The sequence below is a fragment of the Pseudomonas sp. BS-2016 genome, assembly GCF_001806145.1.
GTDB classification, from domain to species: Bacteria; Pseudomonadota; Gammaproteobacteria; order Pseudomonadales; family Pseudomonadaceae; genus Aquipseudomonas; species Aquipseudomonas lundensis.
This window is the reverse complement of the sequence record NZ_MLCT01000024.1, coordinates 155,161-170,783: the sequence shown is the minus strand read 5'-3', so window position 1 is coordinate 170,783 and position 15,623 is coordinate 155,161. Positions and strand designations below refer to the sequence as shown.

Below are 15,623 nucleotides of genomic sequence, written 5' to 3'. Positions count from 1 at the left end.
GAGGTATAAAAAAATACCGAAACGAATTGTATCGATTGGGCGCCTTCGGCTTGGCAACCGTCTACAGTTGGTCGTATGGATAAGTCGTTACAGATGTTTGCTGGTGCTTCGACGGATCCGCAATTAAAACGAGCAACAGACACAGGTGAATATTGCTGTGCGGTTTGCGGCACTTTTTGGCCTTCGCGCTAGTCTTAGCATCGATCGCCGTGACAGCCGTCACTTCACCTGTCTACGCTATCCTTGTGCGAGACTCACGCAGGAATACAGCGCTATATGAATGTCCTGATCGTTGATGACGAAACCCTGGCCCGCGAGCACTTGAGCCAACTGCTCGGCTCGCTTGAGGGCTACACATTGCTGGAGCCCGGCGCCACTGATGGCGAAGAGGCGTTGAGCCTGATCGAGAGCCTGAAACCGGACGTCGTGTTACTCGACATCCGCATGCCGGGTCTGGACGGGCTGCAAGTGGCTGCGAAATTGTGCGAGCGCGAACTGCCACCATCGGTGGTGTTCTGTGTGGCGCCCGACGAGTTCCCCGAGCAAGCCCTCAAAGACAGCGGCGTCAGCTATGTACTCAAACCTGTGAATGCCCAGGACCTGAGCGCCGCCCTGAAAGAGGCGCATCGGCCCAACCGCATTCAGCTGGCCGCGCTTACCCGGCCTGCAGCGCAGTCGGGCAGTGGCCCCCGCAGCCACATCAGCGCCCGTACCCGCAAAGGCATCGAGCTGATCCCGATCGATCAGGTGATCTACTTTATTGCCGACCACAAATACGTGACCTTGCGCCATGAAGGCGGTGAAGTCCTGCTCGATGAACCGCTCAAGGCGTTGGAAGACGAGTTTGGCGAACGCTTTGTGCGTATCCACCGCAATGCGCTGGTGGCGCGTAACCGGATCGAGCGTCTGCAGCGTACGCCGCTGGGGCACTTTCAGTTGTTCCTCAAAGGGCTCAACGGTGATGCGTTGATTGTCAGCCGTCGCCATGTGGCGGGTGTTCGCAAAATGATGCAGCAGCTGTAGCACGCGCCAAAAAGGGCGCATGCGCCCTCGTTTTCGGCCAGGGAGGCCGCTGACCTCTGATACAAGTCAAAGCTCATTTGGCTGAGCTGTTATTATCCGCCGTATCTTTTCAGTACGGATTGATCCATGTCCTCTCGCGAAATCCGCATCGCTACCCGTAAAAGCGCCCTGGCTCTGTGGCAGGCCGAATTCGTTAAAGCCCGTCTGGAGCAGGCCCACCCTGGTCTGGTGGTGACGCTGGTGCCCATGGTCAGCCGTGGTGACAAGCTGCTGGACTCGCCGCTGTCAAAAATCGGCGGCAAGGGCCTGTTCGTCAAAGAGCTGGAAACCGCCTTGCTTGAAAACGAAGCCGACATTGCCGTGCACTCGATGAAAGACGTGCCGATGGACTTCCCTGAAGGCCTCGGTCTGTTTTGCATCTGTGAGCGTGAAGACCCACGTGACGCTTTTGTTTCCAACACCTACGCCAGTCTTGACGCCTTGCCCAAGGGCAGCGTGGTCGGTACTTCAAGCCTGCGTCGTCAGGCCCAATTGTTGACGCGTCGTCCGGATCTCGAAATCCGCTTCCTGCGCGGCAACGTCAATACGCGTCTGGCCAAGCTCGACGCGGGCGAATACGACGCCATCATCCTGGCTGCAGCCGGTCTGATCCGTCTCGGTTTTGAAGCGCGCATCACATCCGCCATCAGCATCGAAGACAGCCTGCCCGCCGGTGGCCAAGGGGCTGTAGGCATCGAATGCCGCAGCGCCGACACCGAAATTCATGCGTTGCTCGCGCCCTTGCATCACGCTGACACGGCCGTGCGCGTTACGGCCGAACGTGCCTTGAACAAACACCTCAATGGCGGGTGTCAGGTTCCGATTGCGTGCTACGCCGTGCTTGAAGGCGAGCAGCTATGGTTGCGCGGTCTGGTGGGCGAGCCGAGCGGCGGAACCCTGTTGAGCGCGGATGCCCGGGCGCCTCGCAGCGCGGCTCAGGCGCTGGGTGAGCAGGTCGCTGAGGCGTTGTTGGCCCAGGGCGCGGGCGACATCCTTAAAGCCGTTTATGGTGAGGCAGGTCACGAGTGACAGGCTGGCGCGTGTTGCTGACCCGGCCTACCGAGGACTCGGCGGCACTGGCGGCCGAGTTGGCGACTGCCGGGGTGTTCAGCAGCAGTTTGCCGCTGTTGGCGATCCGGCCGCTGGCGTTAAGCGACGCGCAGCGCGCACGGGTTGCCGGGCTGGATCGTTACTGCGCGGTCATTGTCGTCAGTAAACCCGCTGCCCGCTTGGGGCTGGCACTGGTCAATCAATACGGGCCGCCGTCGCCCCGGCAGAAGTGGTTCAGTGTCGGGGCCGCCACCGCGCAGATTCTCGCCGACTACGGGCTGGATGTTAGCTACCCTCAATCGGCAGATGACAGTGAGGCCTTGCTGGCCTTGCCGGCGTTCAAACAGGCTGTTGAAGGCGCCGGGCGCAAGGTTTTAATCATGCGCGGGCAGGGCGGGCGCGAGCGGTTGGCCGACCATTTGCGCCAGTTGGGGGCAGAGGTCGACTACCTTGAGCTCTATGCGCGTGAATTGCCGTCCTACCCGCCGCATACGCTGAGCCAGCGCGTTCAAGTGGAACGCCTGAACGCGCTGGTGGTCAGCAGTGGACAAGGATTCGAACATTTACGGCAGTTGGCTGGCGATGCCTGGTCCCGACTGTCCGCGTTACCGTTGTTTGTTCCAAGCCCCCGCGTGGCTGAGATGGCGCGCAGCGCCGGGGCCCAACATGTTGTGGATTGTCGTGGCGCCAGTGCCACGGCTTTGCTGGCGGCGTTACGGGAGCATCCCGTACCTGCCCTCTAATGCAAAGGATGGATACGTGAGCGAAACAATCTTGACTAAAGAACCTGTGCAGCCCGCGCCGCAAACGCAGGCTGAAAAGCCTGTCGTCAAGCCTGAGCGCCGGGGCAATGGCCTGGCGATCGTCGCCTTGTTGCTCGGTGCTGCCGGTGTTGCGGTGGGCGGTTGGGGCGTGTGGCAGGTCCGTCATCTACAAACGGACACGGCGCAACAGCTGAGCGAAGTGCAAGCCCTGGGTGCGCAAACCCTGTCCATCAAACAAGGTGAGCAAAAGCTGCTGACGCGCCTGAATCAATTGCCTTCGGCCAGCCAACTGGATGATCAGCGCCAGTTGGTCGTGCAGTTGCAGGGTGACCAGCAGCGTTTGAATCAGCGCCTTGAAACCGTGCTGGGCGCAAGCCGCAAGGATTGGCGTCTGGCCGAAGCCGAGCACTTGCTGCGCCTGGCCAGCCTGCGCCTCTCGGCACTGCAAGACATCACCAGTGCGCAGGCGCTGGTCGAAGGTGCAGATGCCATTTTGCGTGAACAGAATGACCCGGGCTCGTTTGCTGCGCGGGAACAATTGGCCAAAAGCCTCGCGGCCTTGCGCAGTGTCGAACAGCCAGACCGTACCGGCCTGTTCCTGCGACTGGCGGCCTTGCGCGATCAAGTCGCCCAGCTCAATGCGTTGGCCCCGGCTTATCAGGACCAGGGCGACTCATTGCTTGGCCTGACAGCAGACGGGGATGGCGCCAGCCGATGGGCGCAGTGGTGGGACGAAATCTCCCATTACATTCGCATTGATTTCAACGCGGATAAAAATGTCCGGCCCCTGCTGGCAGGGCAAAGCCTGACGCAAGTGCGTCTGGCCTTGAGCCTTGCACTGGAGCAGGCGCAATGGGCGGCGCTCAATGGTCAGGCGCCGGTGTACACCCAGGCTTTGGCGCAGGCTGAAGAGGTGCTTAAAGGCAACTTCAACCAGGACAACCCGCAAAGCCAGAAGCTGCTGGAGCAAGTGGTTGAGCTGAGCAAACAACCGGTCACCGTCAAAACCCCAGACCTGGCTGGCACGCTGAGTGCGGTGCAGGCTTACCTTGAGCGTCGCCACGTCAGTGCCGACGAACCGGGTCAGGCTGCGGGCAACCCGGCGCAGGAGACCAGCCCATGAAACGCCTCTATGTGATTGTGTTTCTGTTGATCGCAGCCGCGGCCTGCATCGGCCTGGCAATCGCCGAAGACGCGGGCTACGTGCTGATCGCTTATAAAAGTTTCCGTTATGAGTCCAGTGTGTGGGCCACGCTGGCGCTGATCGTTGTGCTGTGGCTACTGATCTGGGGCATCAAGCTGCTGGTCGAACTGGTCACCGCCTCAACCGGGCTGGTTAATCCCTGGTCGCGCCGCAACCGCAGCCGTCGTGTGCAAATAGCGATCGAACAGGGCCAGATGGACCTTGCCGAAGGACGCTGGGCCAGTGCGCAAAAGCATTTGGCACGTGCGGCCGAAGCGGAGCGCCAGCCACTGTTGTTTTACCTGGGCGCAGCGCGGGCGGCCAACGAGCTGGGTCATTACGAAGAGAGCGACAAACTGCTTGAGCGCGCGTTGCAGCGTCAGCCACAGGCAGAGCTTGCGATTGCCTTGAGCCATGCGCAGTTGCAAGTAGACCGCGCCGACACCGATGGCGCACTGAACACCCTTCAAGCCATGCACGAGCGTCATCCGCATAACGTGCAGGTGCTGCGTCAGTTACAGCGTCTGCACCAACAGCGTGGCGACTGGACAGCCCTGATCCGCCTGTTGCCGGAACTGCGCAAAGACAAAGTCTTGCCCGCCAAAGAACTTGCCGAGCTGGAAAGCCGGGCGTGGGGGCAAAACCTCAATTTGGCAGCACAACGCGAGACGGAAGGCGAAGCGGCCCTGCAATCGTTGCAGCGTGCGTGGCAGCAATTGACTTCCGCTCAGCGTCAGGAGCCGGCGCTGGTGCTGGCGTATGCAGAACAATTGCGTCAACTGGGGGCTCAAGGTGAGGCCGAAGAAGTGTTGCGAGGTGCTCTGAAACGCAATTACGACAGCCATTTGGTGCGTCTGTATGGTCTATTGCGCGGTAAGGACCCCGTCAAACAACTGCAAACCGCTGAAGGCTGGCTCAAGGCTCATCCGGCAGATCCGAGTCTGCTGTTGACCTTGGGTCGCTTGTGTTTACAAAACAGTTTGTGGGGCAAGGCCCGTGATTACCTGGAGAACAGCCTGAAACTTCAGCGTAACCCTGAGGCATGCGCCGAGCTCGCCAGGCTTTTGGCTCAACTGGGCGAAACCGATCGCAGCAATCAACTGTTTCAAGAAGGTTTGAACCTTCTGGATGAGCGTTTGCTAGCGTTGCCGCTACCGGCGACCGCACGTAGTGTCTAAGAATGGTCCGACTTGTGCGCAAGTATAAGTCGGCCCTTTTTAAAGAAATCTCGTATTAAATTTGCAGAAAGTAAAATTCCTACGAGATGTAACAAACTATCTTTCAGAGCCTGTCGGTTAATCCTTACAGCCTTAAGGACGCTTCCCCTGAGCCCCACCTTGAAAGGGCTAACGGCTTTCCACTACCGTAATTACCTGTCTATTTTGTTACGGAAAAGCCATGTTTTTGGCCGGCTCACGTTTCATATTTCTCCTGATGTTTTTGGCCAGTTCGACTGTGCTGAGCGCCTCCTTGTATCTGGAGTACGGGCCCGGTCTTAAACCGTGTTCCTTATGTTGGGTGCAGCGGTTTTTTCTATTGGCCTTTTGTATCGTGAATTTGATCGCCTATGCGCATGCCACCCGTCCCAAGCGGGTAATGAGTTATTCGATTGTGTCGTTGGTACTGGGGTTTGCGGGGGCGATGAGCGCGGTGCGCCAAGTGATATTACTGCGGGTGCCACCAGAGCAACTGATGTTCTGCCAACCCGACTTCATTTGCTTGCTTCACAACTTTTCCTTGAAAGCTGCCCTTTCCGCGCTGTTCAGAGGAGGCGAGGAATGCGTTCACGTGAGCTGGACGGTCTTCGGCCTCAGCATCCCCGAGCTCAGTTTGCTGGCATTCACCGGCCTGTGCCTGCTCAGCCTTACGCAGATCATTCGCACGCTGATTTCCCGTAAACACAGCCACCCCTGCGACCCGGCGTAGCAGGGTCTATTAAACGCTTGTATGAATTTTCTCTCGTGCGTACCTTGAAGCAGTCACCGTGCGGGCATAATCTGGCCCGCACGCATTACTGGAATATGCCGCCCAATGCCGTTGCGCTCTAGCGCACTTTTGGGTTCAGACAGGCCCGGCCAACGCAGGGTGGCATGAGCCCATAAGGGAAGAGAGATCACCATGCTAGAGAGTTGCAAGAATGCTCAGGAACGTTTCAATGGCGTCCACAAGCTGATTGATAACTGGCTGCATGAGCGCGGCGAACTTGTGAAGGCTTACGAAGCCGTCAAGGTTGAGCATCAGTCCTCGAATCCCAAACGTAAAACCCAAAAAGAGTTTTGCGAGGTGTTGGTCGACTACGTGTCGGCGGGCCACTTCGAGATTTACGATCAGCTCAATCAAGAAGCGAAAGCATTTGATGATGAGCGCGGGCTTGAACTGGCCATTAAACTGTATCCGCGCATACAAACGATCACTCAAGTCGCTCTGGACTTCAATGACCGTTGTGACGGCAAGGATCATCGTCCTGATTGCGAAAAGCTGGCCGCCAAATTCAACGAGCTGGGAGCCTTGCTCCATGAGCGCTTCGAGTTGGAAGACTGCCTGATCGAAGTGCTGCATAACGCTCACAAACAAATCGTCACGGCCAACCCTGATGCCATTCACGCCTGACACGCCGCACCGGTGTGCACGTTGCAGGAGCACCTGCGCTCCTGCGATCGAAGGCGTTGATGGGCTTTATTTTTTGGTGTCGAGCAATTCGATTTCAAACACCAGCGGTGTGTACGGCGCGATCAAATCCCCGGCGCCGTCAGCGCCATAAGCCTGACTGGACGGTATAACCAGTCGCCACTTCGCCCCGACCGGCATTTGAGTCAACGCGCTGCGCCATCCCGCTATGACACTGTCCAGGCGAAACCACTGTGGCTGCGTGCTTTGATCAAACACCGTGCCATCGGGCAGTCGTCCTACATAATTCACGTTGACCCACCCTTGGGCATCAGGCTTTGCACCTGAGCCGGGTTTGAGTTCTGTCTGGAGAATGCCATCCGCCAGTTCACGGGTAGGTGGCTGCGCTTTTTCCTTTGCTAAAAAATCGTGCTCGGCCGACAGCGCTCGTTCGCTGTCTGGCTGCGCGGAGGCTGCATCGATGTGCGCCTGATGCTCCGTCAACACTTGCTCGATGCGGGCATCGCTGAGGGCCAGCGGCTTGCCCTGATAAGCCGCGCGCAACCCTTCAATCAACGCGTTGAGTTGCAAGTCAGGCACCTCTTCGCGCAAGCGTTCTCCCAGGCTGGCACCCAGGCTGTAAGCCAGGTCATGCGCGGCATCGGGCGGTGTTGCCGGCGCTGCGTGGGCCAGCGGAGCAAGGCATAAAAAAGTCCAAAAAAGATAGCGAGCCATGGTCACTCTCCGGCCAAAAGTGCCGGGGATTATGCCAGCCGTGTTGCAGGGCATCGTGATTTATTTGCTCGGCACAATCAGGTGTGGTGAACCGGTAAAAGCACCGCGCAAATAAGGACTGTGCTTGACCAAAGCTTGATCCAGCACAACTTTCGCGACGCCATGCAACGCATAGCTATCGTTAGTGTCAACATGATCTAGCGGCGGTTCTTGCAGAGGTCTAGTATGAGCCGCACTCACTTCAGCCAGGAGGTAAACCATGTCGGCCAAAAAGAAGCCCGTTAATACCCCGTTGCACCTGCTCCAACAGCTCTCAGGCAGCTTGCTTGAGCATTTGGAAAACGCTTGCTCCCAAGCGTTGGCTGATGCTGAGAAACTGCTCGCAAAGCTTGAAAAACAGCGCGGCAAAGCTCAGGAAAAACTGCACAAGTCTCGCGCCAAACTGCAAGACGCGGCCAATTCCGGCAAGTCCAAGGCTCAGTCCAAAGCCAAGTCTGCTGTTAAAGAGCTTGAGCAACTGCTCGATGCCCTGAAAGAGCGTCAAACGGAAACTCGCGATTACATCCTGCAACTCAAGCGCGACGCTCAAGAAAGCCTGAAGCTCGCTCAAGGCGTAGGCCGGGTCAAAGAAGCGGTTGCCAAAGCGTTGACCACCCGCGAAGCCAAGCCTGCTGCCAATGCCAAGAAGTCTGCTGCCAAAGCACCCGCGAAAACAGCCACTAAGGCCCCTGCCAAGGCGCCTGTAAAAGCGGCTACGAAACCTGCGGTGAAAGCAGCAGCACAAAAGCCGGCCCCTGCACGCGCTGCCAAACCTGTGGCCGCCAAAGCCCCGGTCGCCAAGGCTGCTACGAAAACAGCCGCAGCTAAACCTGCCGCTGCCAAACCGGCGGCTAAAGCACCGGTAAAAGCCGCTGCCAAGCCTGCCACCCGAGCGGCTGCCAAACCCGCGGCGAAGCCTGCCGTTAAACCCGCTGTCGCCAAGCCCGCAGCCGCCAAACCTGCCGCCGCCAAACCGGCCGTCAAGCCCGCTGCAAAACCTGCAGTCGCCAAACCGGCTGCAAAGCCGGCTGCCAGAAAGCCTGCGGTCACCAAACCGGCCACAGCCGCCAAGCCTGCCGCAGCGCCTGCTGCAACCCCAGCCTCTGCGCCCGCCACAACGCCCGCTCAAACACCGGCCACTACCCCCGCGGTTACGCCAACCACCGCTTCTTAAGCGTGGTTGATTGCGGCACGCAGCGCCTGCAGCGTGTCGCAATCGGGTTGGCCAGCAACGCGGGCCAGTTCCCGCAGCCAGTCGCACGTCTGCGCGCGTTGGCCTGGCAGCCACTGGCGAGTCAGTGACTCCAACCGCAACAGCAACGTGCGCTCGGCCTCTAACTCCAAGGTTTTAACCTGCATGCGTAAAGTGGCGAGCGTCTCATCGTGCGCAGCCGCTTCACGCCATTGCATCCGTAAGTGGCGCAAAGGCTGTATGACGTCGCGCTGCCAAGGCCTGGCGCAATCCTGAAGCTGTGTCAGTCGGCCCTCATCGCAGTTCACGCCGCGCGTTTGCAACCATGCCGCGCACAGCAGCAGGCACACATCCATCCCCCGGTTTTGCAGCTCAAGGCAAGCGTGCTCGATGCCGGGCCGCGCGTAGAGGTGTAAACAGTAGTTCCACAGGTCAGTGTGCATAGTGCAATTAGCGCCAGTTGAGAGGGAAGCTGGTAGACTCCGCCGCCATTATGATCCGACTTCAGAACCTGACTTTACAGCGTGGCCCGCAACGTCTGCTAGAAGACGCCGAGTTGACGCTGCACGCCGGCCACAAAGCCGGTCTGGTCGGCGCCAACGGCGCCGGTAAATCCACGTTGTTCGCCTTGCTGCTGGGTGAGTTGACCCCCGATTCGGGTGATTGTCTGCTCCCCGCCGACTGGCGGATTGCCCACATGCGGCAAGAAATCGACACCCTCGACCGCATTGCGATCGATTACGTGCTCGATGGCGACCAGCGTCTGCGCCAGGTGCAAGCTGATCTGGCCAAGGCCGAGTTGGCAGAAGACGGCCCGGCTCAGGCACGTCTGCATGCCGAGCTGGACAGCGCCGACGGTTATACCGCCGACGCCCGAGCGCGCAAAATGCTCGCCGGTCTGGGGTTCACTAACGAACAAATGGATCGCCCGGTCGCTGACTTTTCCGGTGGCTGGCGGATGCGCCTGAACCTGGCGCAAGCCCTGATGTGCCCGTCAGACTTGTTGTTGCTCGATGAACCGACCAACCACTTGGACCTTGATGCCATTCTGTGGCTTGAAGACTTCCTCAAAGGTTACCCGGGCACCTTGCTGCTGATTTCCCACGACCGGGATTTTCTCGATGCCGTGGTGGACAACATTGCCCACGTCGAACAGCGCAAAATCACGCTTTACCGCGGCGGTTACTCAGCCTTCGAGCGCGCCCGTGCCGAACGTCTGGCCCAGCAACAGCAGGCTTACGAGAAGCAACAGGCGCAACGTGCGCACATGGAAAGCTACATCGCCCGTTTCAAGGCTCAAGCCACCAAGGCGCGTCAGGCACAAAGCCGGATCAAGGCACTTGAGCGCATGGAAGAACTGAGCGCGGCCCATGTCGATTCGCCGTTCGACTTCGTGTTCCGTGAAGCCGTCAAGCTCTCCAGCCCGCTGCTGGATTTGTCCGATGCCCGTTTGGGGTATGGCGACAAAACCATTCTGGAGAAGGTCAAACTGCAACTGGTGCCGGGCGCCCGCATCGGTTTGCTGGGCCCCAACGGGGCGGGCAAATCGACGTTGATCAAAAACCTCGCGGGCGAGCTGGCGCCGTTGGCTGGCCGGTTGGCCCGTGGCGAGAATCTGGTCGTAGGCTACTTTGCCCAGCACCAGCTCGATTCGCTGGACGCCAAAGCCAGCCCGCTGCTGCATCTGCAACGACTGGCGCCGACTGAACGTGAACAAACCCTGCGCGACTTCTTGGGTGGTTTCGACTTCCGTGGTGCGCGCATTGATGAGCCTGTGCTGAATTTTTCGGGCGGCGAAAAGGCCCGTCTTGCGCTGGCGTTGATTGCGTGGGGTCGTCCTAACCTGTTGCTGCTCGACGAACCGACCAACCACCTTGATCTCGAAATGCGTCTGGCGCTGACCATGGCCTTGCAAGAGTTCAGCGGTGCGGTACTGGTGGTGTCTCACGATCGGCATTTGCTCAAAAGCACCACGGACGAGTTTCTGCTGGTGGCCGACGGCAAGGTGCAAGCGTTCGACGGCGACCTTGAGGACTATGCACGTTGGTTGGCCGATTACCGTTTGCGCAACGCCCCTGTCAGCAATACGCCGGTCAATCCGGACAAGACTGACAAAAAGGCTCAACGCCAGGCCGCCGCTGCACTGCGCCAGCAGTTGGCCCCCCATAAGCGCGAAGCTGACAAGCTTGAGAGCGAGTTGGGCAAGGTCAACGAAAAACTGGCCAGCATTGAAGTCAGTCTGGGCGACAGCGCCGTGTACGAAGCCGCCCGCAAGGATGAGTTGCGTGAGCTGCTGGCCGAGCAGGCCCGGCTTAAAGTGCTGGAAGGCCAGTTGGAAGAGCGCTGGATGGAAGCGCTGGAAGTACTGGAAACCCTTCAGGCCGAGCTTGAGGCCTTGTCCTGATGGAGTCATTGGGCCTGCCTTTACCGGCCGAGTTGATCGCGCCGCTGTGGATTGGCGTCCAGATTCTGCTGATCCTGTTGGCGGGTTATTTCCTGCAGCGCGTCATTGCCCGCTTCCTCACGCGGCTGGGGGAACGCTACCCGCTGCCGCCGCAGTTACTGATGCCCCTGCGCGGCGGCCTGCGCTGGTTCATCATGGGCAGCGCGGTCATCTTCGTGTTGGAGCGTCTGGGTGTGTCAGCCACGGTGTTGTGGACGGCACTCTCGGGGTTCGTCGCAGTGGCGGCCATTGCCTTCTTCGCGATGTGGAGCGTGCTGTCCAACCTCTTGTGTGCCGTGCTGATTTTTACCGTCGGACCGTTCCGGATTGGCGATGTGGTCGAGCTGCTCGACACGCTGGACAAGCCGGGCGTCAAAGGCCGTGTGGTGGCAATCAACTTGCTCTACACCACCTTGATCGAACCCGCAGAAGCGGGCAGTGGCAGCAGCATGGTGCAAGTGCCCAACAGTCTGTTCTTCCAGCGTTCTGTTCGTCGCTGGCGCGAAGGTGACGTCTAAACAGTCTGCGTTCCCACAGGCTTTGCAGCAAAAAACCAGTGGTTAAATTTCAGCCCGCGCATTAGCTTTAAGGACTTGTTACTGATTTTGTCCGGGAGGTGCGTGATGTCGCTGGAAACGTGGTTGGCCTTTTTTGCGGCGTCCTGGGTCATCAGCCTGTCGCCTGGCGCGGGTGCCATTGCTTCAATGTCATGCGGCCTGCAATACGGTTTCTGGCGCGGTTACTGGAATGCCCTCGGCCTGCAACTGGGGCTGGCCCTGCAAATCGCCATTGTGGCTGCCGGGGTCGGTGCAATCCTTGCGGCCTCCTCTACGGCCTTTTACGCCATCAAGTGGTTCGGCGTGGCGTACCTCATCTACCTTGCGGTCAAACAATGGCGTGCCTTGCCCGCTGACCTCAGCGACAACGCCGCCGTTCGCCCCATCGGCAAGCCCCTGGCGCTGGTGTTTCGCGGCTTTCTGGTGAATGTCAGCAACCCCAAGGCATTGGTCTTCATGCTGGCGGTGTTGCCGCAGTTCGTTGATCCGCATGCGCCCTTGCTGTCTCAATATTTGATCCTCGGCACGACCATGATCTGTGTCGATCTGATCGTGATGGCGGGTTACACCGGGTTGGCATCCAAGGTGCTGCGCCTGTTACGCACCCCTAAACAACAGCGCCGCCTGAATCGCACATTTGCCGGGCTATTTGTGGGCGCAGCAGGTTTTCTGGCGACCTTGCACCGCGCAACGACGTAAAGCCCTTGAGAGATTGGGAAGGGAAGTGAACAATGTGTTACTTCTCATTTCCACCCGGATTTCCCCATGACCGCCCGCTCGCGTTTCTTGGTATGGCTGATGCTGCCCATGCTCGCGTTGTGCAGCTTTGTTGTGTCTGCCAACTCCCCGGAAGGTGCCTCGCAGGCACTTCATCTCATTGATTACATTGGCGCGGATTACCCGCCCACGGTCGACCAGGGAAAGGTCATCGACGAGACCGAATACCGCGAGCAACTGGAATTTCTGGCCGTTCTCAAGGGGCTGATTGCCGACTTGCCTGAACGCCCTGAGCGGGCGGAGCTGGCGCAGGGCGTGAATGCGTTGCAAACCGCCATTGAACAGCGCGAGGACGGGGCGGCTGTGGCCCGTGAAGCGCGTCAGTTGGGGGCCAAGCTGGCCGTGGCCTATGAGGTCAGCCAGGCGCCGGTCATTACGCCGGATCCCGCCCGTGGGGCGCCGCTGTATGCACAGCATTGCTCGGTGTGCCATGGCGAAACGGGTGCCGGTGACGGCCCGGCCGGGGTGGGCATGACGCCGCCACCTGCCAACCTGCGCGACGCCGAACGGCTTGATCGCCTGAGCCTCTACGCGATTTACAACACGCTTGGGTTGGGTGTCGAAGGCACGGACATGCCTTCATTTGCCGACCAGCTCGACGAACGTCAGCGCTGGGACCTGGCTACCTACATCGCGGGCCTGAGTGCCGACCCAGGTGCAGCCAAAGCAGACAAAACCTACAACCTGGCCGATCTCGCCCGTCAAACGCCGAATGAAGTCCTGGCCGCTGATGGCCCGCAGGCGGCGGCGACGTTCCGTGCGCAGCGTGCGCAGCCGCCACAGGTGGTGCGCGGGCCTGGCCAGTTGCTCGAATACACCGGTGCCACGCTCGACAAAAGCCTCGCGGCGTATCGCGCAGGCGATCGTGAACAAGCGTATGACCTGTCAGTGGCCGCCTATCTGGAAGGCTTCGAGCTGGTAGAAAGCTCGCTCGATAACGTCGACAGCAACGTGCGGAAAAACACTGAAAAAGCCCTCATGGCGTACCGTCAATCGCTGCAGGACGGCTTGCCCGTCGAGCAGGTTGAGCAGCGGCTCGAGGCGGCCAAAGTGTTGCTCAAGGAATCAGCCGGTTTGCTGGGCAGCGATGGCCTGAGTTGGTCGCTGAGCTACATTTCGGGCTTGTTGATCCTGCTGCGCGAAGGCCTGGAAGCCATTCTGGTGCTGGCGGCAATCCTTGCCTTTTTGCGCAATACCGGGCAGCAGTCGGCCGTTCGCAGCGTCAACATCGGCTGGGGGCTGGCACTGCTGGCGGGTCTGGCGACGTGGGCGTTGGCGGCGTATGTGATCGACGTCAGCGGCGCACAGCGCGAACTGCTCGAAGGTTGTACGGCGTTGTTTGCCAGCGTCATGGTGCTGTGGCTCGGGGTGTGGATGCATGACCGCCGGCATGCTGCGGCATGGCAGGACTACATCAAAAGCAGTCTTGTCAGCGGTGGCGGGCGCTTCGGTTTCGCGATCCTGGCCTTTTTCTCGGTGTACCGCGAGCTGTTTGAGGTGATCCTGTTTTACGAAACCCTGTGGCTGCAAGCAGGTCCGGCCGGGCACAACGCAGTGCTGGCAGGCGGCGCGACGGCCCTGGTGCTGTTGATTGGCCTGGCATGGATCATCCTGCGCGGTTCGGCCAAGTTGCCGTTGGCGTTGTTCTTCGGTATCAACGCGGCATTGCTGTGCGCGTTGTCGGTCGTGTTCGCGGGGCATGGTGTGAAAGCGCTGCAAGAGGCCGGGATTTTCGGCACGCGTCCTGTTCCGTTCTTCGAATTCGACTGGCTGGGCATTCATGCTGATGCGTACTCGTTGGGCGCTCAGGCCATTGCACTGCTGGCGATCATCGTGCTTTACGGGCGCAGCAAACTGGCCGAAAAGCGCAGACTGCCTGCCTGACGTTCACGCCTTGCCATGCTCACAGGTGTCGTCGCTGCGCGGCAGCGATGACACCTCATTAACAGGAGAGTTTGCCCATGCGGGTCTGGATCGACGCCGACGCTTGCCCCAAGGCTGCGAAGGATCAAGTCATCAAGTTCGCTTTAAAGCGTCAGTTTGAAGTGGTGCTGGTGGCCGGGCAGAGCCAGGTCAAGCCGACCTATGCGTTGGTCAAACTGATTGTGGTGCCCAGCGGCCCGGATGCTGCCGACGATTATCTGGTTGAGCACGCGGTGCCCGGCGAGTTGGTGATTTGCAGCGACGTGCCGTTGGCGGACCGGTTGGTGAAGAAGGGCGTGGCCGCACTCGATCCGCGCGGTAAACCGTTCGATGCCCACAACATGGGCGAGCGGTTGGCGGTGCGTAACCTGTTTACGGACCTGCGCGAGCAAGGTCAGGTGAGCGGCGGGCAGGGTGCGTATGGCGAACGCGAGAAACAGGCGTTCGCCAATGCGCTGGACCGTCTATTGACGCGCCTGACGCGCGCCTGATTAATCGTCTTCGTGAGTCAGTTCCAGCACCCGGTCAACCATCTTGTTGATGCCTGAAGCCGCTTCACTGATGGATTGCGCCAGCATGTAGGCCGGGGTGCTCACCAGTTTCCGGGCCTTGTCTTCGACGATATCGCTGACGTCGCACTCTTGGTGAGTGGCGCCCATTTTATTCACGACGGTGGCCGTGTCCGCGTCATTGCCAATGGTGCAGATCACGCCAGGGCCATAAATTTTGGCGGCCATGGCCGGTGAGATGCACATCAACCCCACGGGTTTGCTCGCTTCGGCAAAGGCTTCGGCCAGTGCTAGCACATCAGGCTGCACGGTACATTCAGCGCCTTTAACAGCGAAATCAGACAGATTTTTCGCGGCGCCAAATCCGCCGGGTACGATCAATGCGTCGAAGTCCTCAACGTTCGCCTCGCGAATATCCTTGACCTCGCCACGGGCGATGCGCGCGGACTCCACCAATACGTTACGCGACTCAGGCATCTGTTCGCCGGTCAGGTGGTTGATGACGTGCATTTGCGCCACATTGGGTGCGAAGCATTGTGCATGGGCGCCACGCTGATCGAGGCGCAGCAGGGTGATAACGCTTTCGTGGATTTCGGCACCGTCGTAGACGCCGCAGCCCGACAGAATCACGGCAACTTTTTTCTGGGTCATATGGGTTCTCCTCAAAACGTGATACGTGGCGTTAATGTCGCCTGATTTGGCATCAGATGCCAGAGCGGACAAGTCGGGCGCACGTCGCTGAATGCATGACTAATGGATCGCTTTCAAACGTCAGTGTTCAG

General features: G+C 59.5%; 16 protein-coding genes and 1 pseudogene. 14 read left to right on the top strand and 3 right to left on the bottom strand.

What is annotated here, in order from left to right:
• Positions 1-133: 133 nt before the first annotated feature.
• From BKD70_RS25210 to BKD70_RS14490, 8 genes and pseudogenes are all read left to right on the top strand, one after another.
• Positions 134-280 (top strand): annotated as a pseudogene (locus BKD70_RS25210) (sensor histidine kinase); the annotation flags it as partial.
• Complete coding sequence (locus BKD70_RS14520) at positions 277-1,023, top strand: LytTR family DNA-binding domain-containing protein (RefSeq protein ID WP_047272798.1); 747 nt, start codon at positions 277-279, stop codon at positions 1,021-1,023. The pseudogene BKD70_RS25210 and the gene BKD70_RS14520, both read left to right, overlap by 4 nt.
• 126 nt (positions 1,024-1,149) lie before the next feature.
• The gene (hemC, locus tag BKD70_RS14515; protein ID WP_047272799.1) at positions 1,150-2,091 is read left to right on the top strand and encodes a hydroxymethylbilane synthase; all 942 of its coding nucleotides are present in this window, start codon (positions 1,150-1,152) and stop codon (positions 2,089-2,091) included.
• Complete coding sequence (locus BKD70_RS14510; protein WP_047272800.1) at positions 2,088-2,855, top strand: uroporphyrinogen-III synthase; 768 nt, start codon at positions 2,088-2,090, stop codon at positions 2,853-2,855. Before hemC ends, BKD70_RS14510 begins: the two co-directional genes overlap by 4 nt.
• A 16-nt stretch (positions 2,856-2,871) precedes the next feature.
• Positions 2,872-3,999 (top strand): uroporphyrinogen-III C-methyltransferase, encoded by a 1,128-nt coding sequence (locus BKD70_RS14505; RefSeq protein WP_047272801.1) that lies wholly within the window; start codon positions 2,872-2,874, stop codon positions 3,997-3,999.
• Positions 3,996-5,237 (top strand): heme biosynthesis protein HemY, encoded by a 1,242-nt coding sequence (locus tag BKD70_RS14500; protein ID WP_047272802.1) that lies wholly within the window; start codon positions 3,996-3,998, stop codon positions 5,235-5,237. The genes BKD70_RS14505 and BKD70_RS14500 overlap by 4 nt, the downstream gene beginning before the upstream one ends.
• Positions 5,238-5,457: 220 nt before the next feature.
• Positions 5,458-5,985, top strand: a complete 528-nt coding sequence (locus BKD70_RS14495) for a disulfide bond formation protein B (protein WP_047272803.1) — start codon at positions 5,458-5,460, stop codon at positions 5,983-5,985.
• 192 nt (positions 5,986-6,177) lie between these two features.
• Positions 6,178-6,669, top strand: a complete 492-nt coding sequence (locus BKD70_RS14490) for an Rsd/AlgQ family anti-sigma factor (RefSeq protein WP_047272804.1) — start codon at positions 6,178-6,180, stop codon at positions 6,667-6,669.
• A gap of 66 nt (positions 6,670-6,735) precedes the next feature.
• Here the strand turns inward: BKD70_RS14490 and BKD70_RS14485 are convergent, their stop codons facing one another.
• Positions 6,736-7,401: an FKBP-type peptidyl-prolyl cis-trans isomerase gene (locus BKD70_RS14485; protein WP_047272805.1), complete on the bottom strand. Its 666-nt coding sequence runs from the start codon at positions 7,399-7,401 to the stop codon at positions 6,736-6,738.
• A gap of 259 nt (positions 7,402-7,660) precedes the next feature.
• Here BKD70_RS14485 and BKD70_RS14480 point away from each other — a divergent pair, with 259 nt between their 5' ends.
• On the top strand, positions 7,661-8,614 hold the full coding sequence (locus BKD70_RS14480) for an AlgP family protein (protein ID WP_047272807.1): 954 nt from the start codon (positions 7,661-7,663) through the stop codon (positions 8,612-8,614).
• Here BKD70_RS14480 and BKD70_RS14475 read toward each other — a convergent pair.
• Positions 8,611-9,075, bottom strand: a complete 465-nt coding sequence (locus BKD70_RS14475) for a TIGR02444 family protein (protein ID WP_047272808.1) — start codon at positions 9,073-9,075, stop codon at positions 8,611-8,613. The genes BKD70_RS14480 and BKD70_RS14475 overlap by 4 nt on opposite strands.
• A gap of 50 nt (positions 9,076-9,125) precedes the next feature.
• On the opposite strand from BKD70_RS14475, the gene BKD70_RS14470 reads away from it, so the two are divergent.
• The 5 genes from BKD70_RS14470 (at position 9,126) to BKD70_RS14450 (ending at position 14,823) form a co-directional block, all read left to right on the top strand.
• Positions 9,126-11,036 (top strand): ATP-binding cassette domain-containing protein, encoded by a 1,911-nt coding sequence (locus BKD70_RS14470; protein ID WP_047272809.1) that lies wholly within the window; start codon positions 9,126-9,128, stop codon positions 11,034-11,036.
• Positions 11,036-11,593, top strand: coding sequence for a mechanosensitive ion channel family protein (locus tag BKD70_RS14465; RefSeq protein WP_047272810.1), 558 nt, complete (start codon positions 11,036-11,038; stop codon positions 11,591-11,593). The genes BKD70_RS14470 and BKD70_RS14465 overlap by 1 nt, the downstream gene beginning before the upstream one ends.
• Positions 11,594-11,698: 105 nt before the next feature.
• Positions 11,699-12,331, top strand: coding sequence for a LysE family transporter (locus BKD70_RS14460; RefSeq protein WP_047272811.1), 633 nt, complete (start codon positions 11,699-11,701; stop codon positions 12,329-12,331).
• Positions 12,332-12,397: 66 nt separating this feature from the next.
• Complete coding sequence (locus BKD70_RS14455; protein ID WP_047272812.1) at positions 12,398-14,293, top strand: cytochrome c/FTR1 family iron permease; 1,896 nt, start codon at positions 12,398-12,400, stop codon at positions 14,291-14,293.
• Between the two features lie 77 nt (positions 14,294-14,370).
• Positions 14,371-14,823 carry a YaiI/YqxD family protein gene (locus BKD70_RS14450; RefSeq protein WP_047272813.1) on the top strand — a complete coding sequence of 151 codons (453 nt, stop codon included), beginning with the start codon at positions 14,371-14,373 and terminating at the stop codon, positions 14,821-14,823.
• Here the strand turns inward: BKD70_RS14450 and elbB are convergent, their stop codons facing one another.
• Positions 14,824-15,492: an isoprenoid biosynthesis glyoxalase ElbB gene (gene elbB, locus BKD70_RS14445; protein WP_047272814.1), complete on the bottom strand. Its 669-nt coding sequence runs from the start codon at positions 15,490-15,492 to the stop codon at positions 14,824-14,826.
• Between the last annotated feature and the right edge of the window lie 131 nt (positions 15,493-15,623).

Coding starts and splice junctions, on each gene's coding strand:
- BKD70_RS14520 (WP_047272798.1), top strand. CDS start 277: ATGAATGTCCTGATCGTTGATGACGAAACCCTGGCCCGCGAGCACTTG.
- hemC (WP_047272799.1), top strand. CDS start 1,150: ATGTCCTCTCGCGAAATCCGCATCGCTACCCGTAAAAGCGCCCTGGCT.
- BKD70_RS14500 (WP_047272802.1), top strand. CDS start 3,996: ATGAAACGCCTCTATGTGATTGTGTTTCTGTTGATCGCAGCCGCGGCC.
- BKD70_RS14495 (WP_047272803.1), top strand. CDS start 5,458: ATGTTTTTGGCCGGCTCACGTTTCATATTTCTCCTGATGTTTTTGGCC.
- BKD70_RS14490 (WP_047272804.1), top strand. CDS start 6,178: ATGCTAGAGAGTTGCAAGAATGCTCAGGAACGTTTCAATGGCGTCCAC.
- BKD70_RS14485 (WP_047272805.1), bottom strand. CDS start 7,401: ATGGCTCGCTATCTTTTTTGGACTTTTTTATGCCTTGCTCCGCTGGCC.
- BKD70_RS14480 (WP_047272807.1), top strand. CDS start 7,661: ATGTCGGCCAAAAAGAAGCCCGTTAATACCCCGTTGCACCTGCTCCAA.
- BKD70_RS14475 (WP_047272808.1), bottom strand. CDS start 9,075: ATGCACACTGACCTGTGGAACTACTGTTTACACCTCTACGCGCGGCCC.
- BKD70_RS14470 (WP_047272809.1), top strand. CDS start 9,126: ATGATCCGACTTCAGAACCTGACTTTACAGCGTGGCCCGCAACGTCTG.
- BKD70_RS14465 (WP_047272810.1), top strand. CDS start 11,036: ATGGAGTCATTGGGCCTGCCTTTACCGGCCGAGTTGATCGCGCCGCTG.
- BKD70_RS14460 (WP_047272811.1), top strand. CDS start 11,699: ATGTCGCTGGAAACGTGGTTGGCCTTTTTTGCGGCGTCCTGGGTCATC.
- BKD70_RS14455 (WP_047272812.1), top strand. CDS start 12,398: ATGACCGCCCGCTCGCGTTTCTTGGTATGGCTGATGCTGCCCATGCTC.
- BKD70_RS14450 (WP_047272813.1), top strand. CDS start 14,371: ATGCGGGTCTGGATCGACGCCGACGCTTGCCCCAAGGCTGCGAAGGAT.
- elbB (WP_047272814.1), bottom strand. CDS start 15,492: ATGACCCAGAAAAAAGTTGCCGTGATTCTGTCGGGCTGCGGCGTCTAC.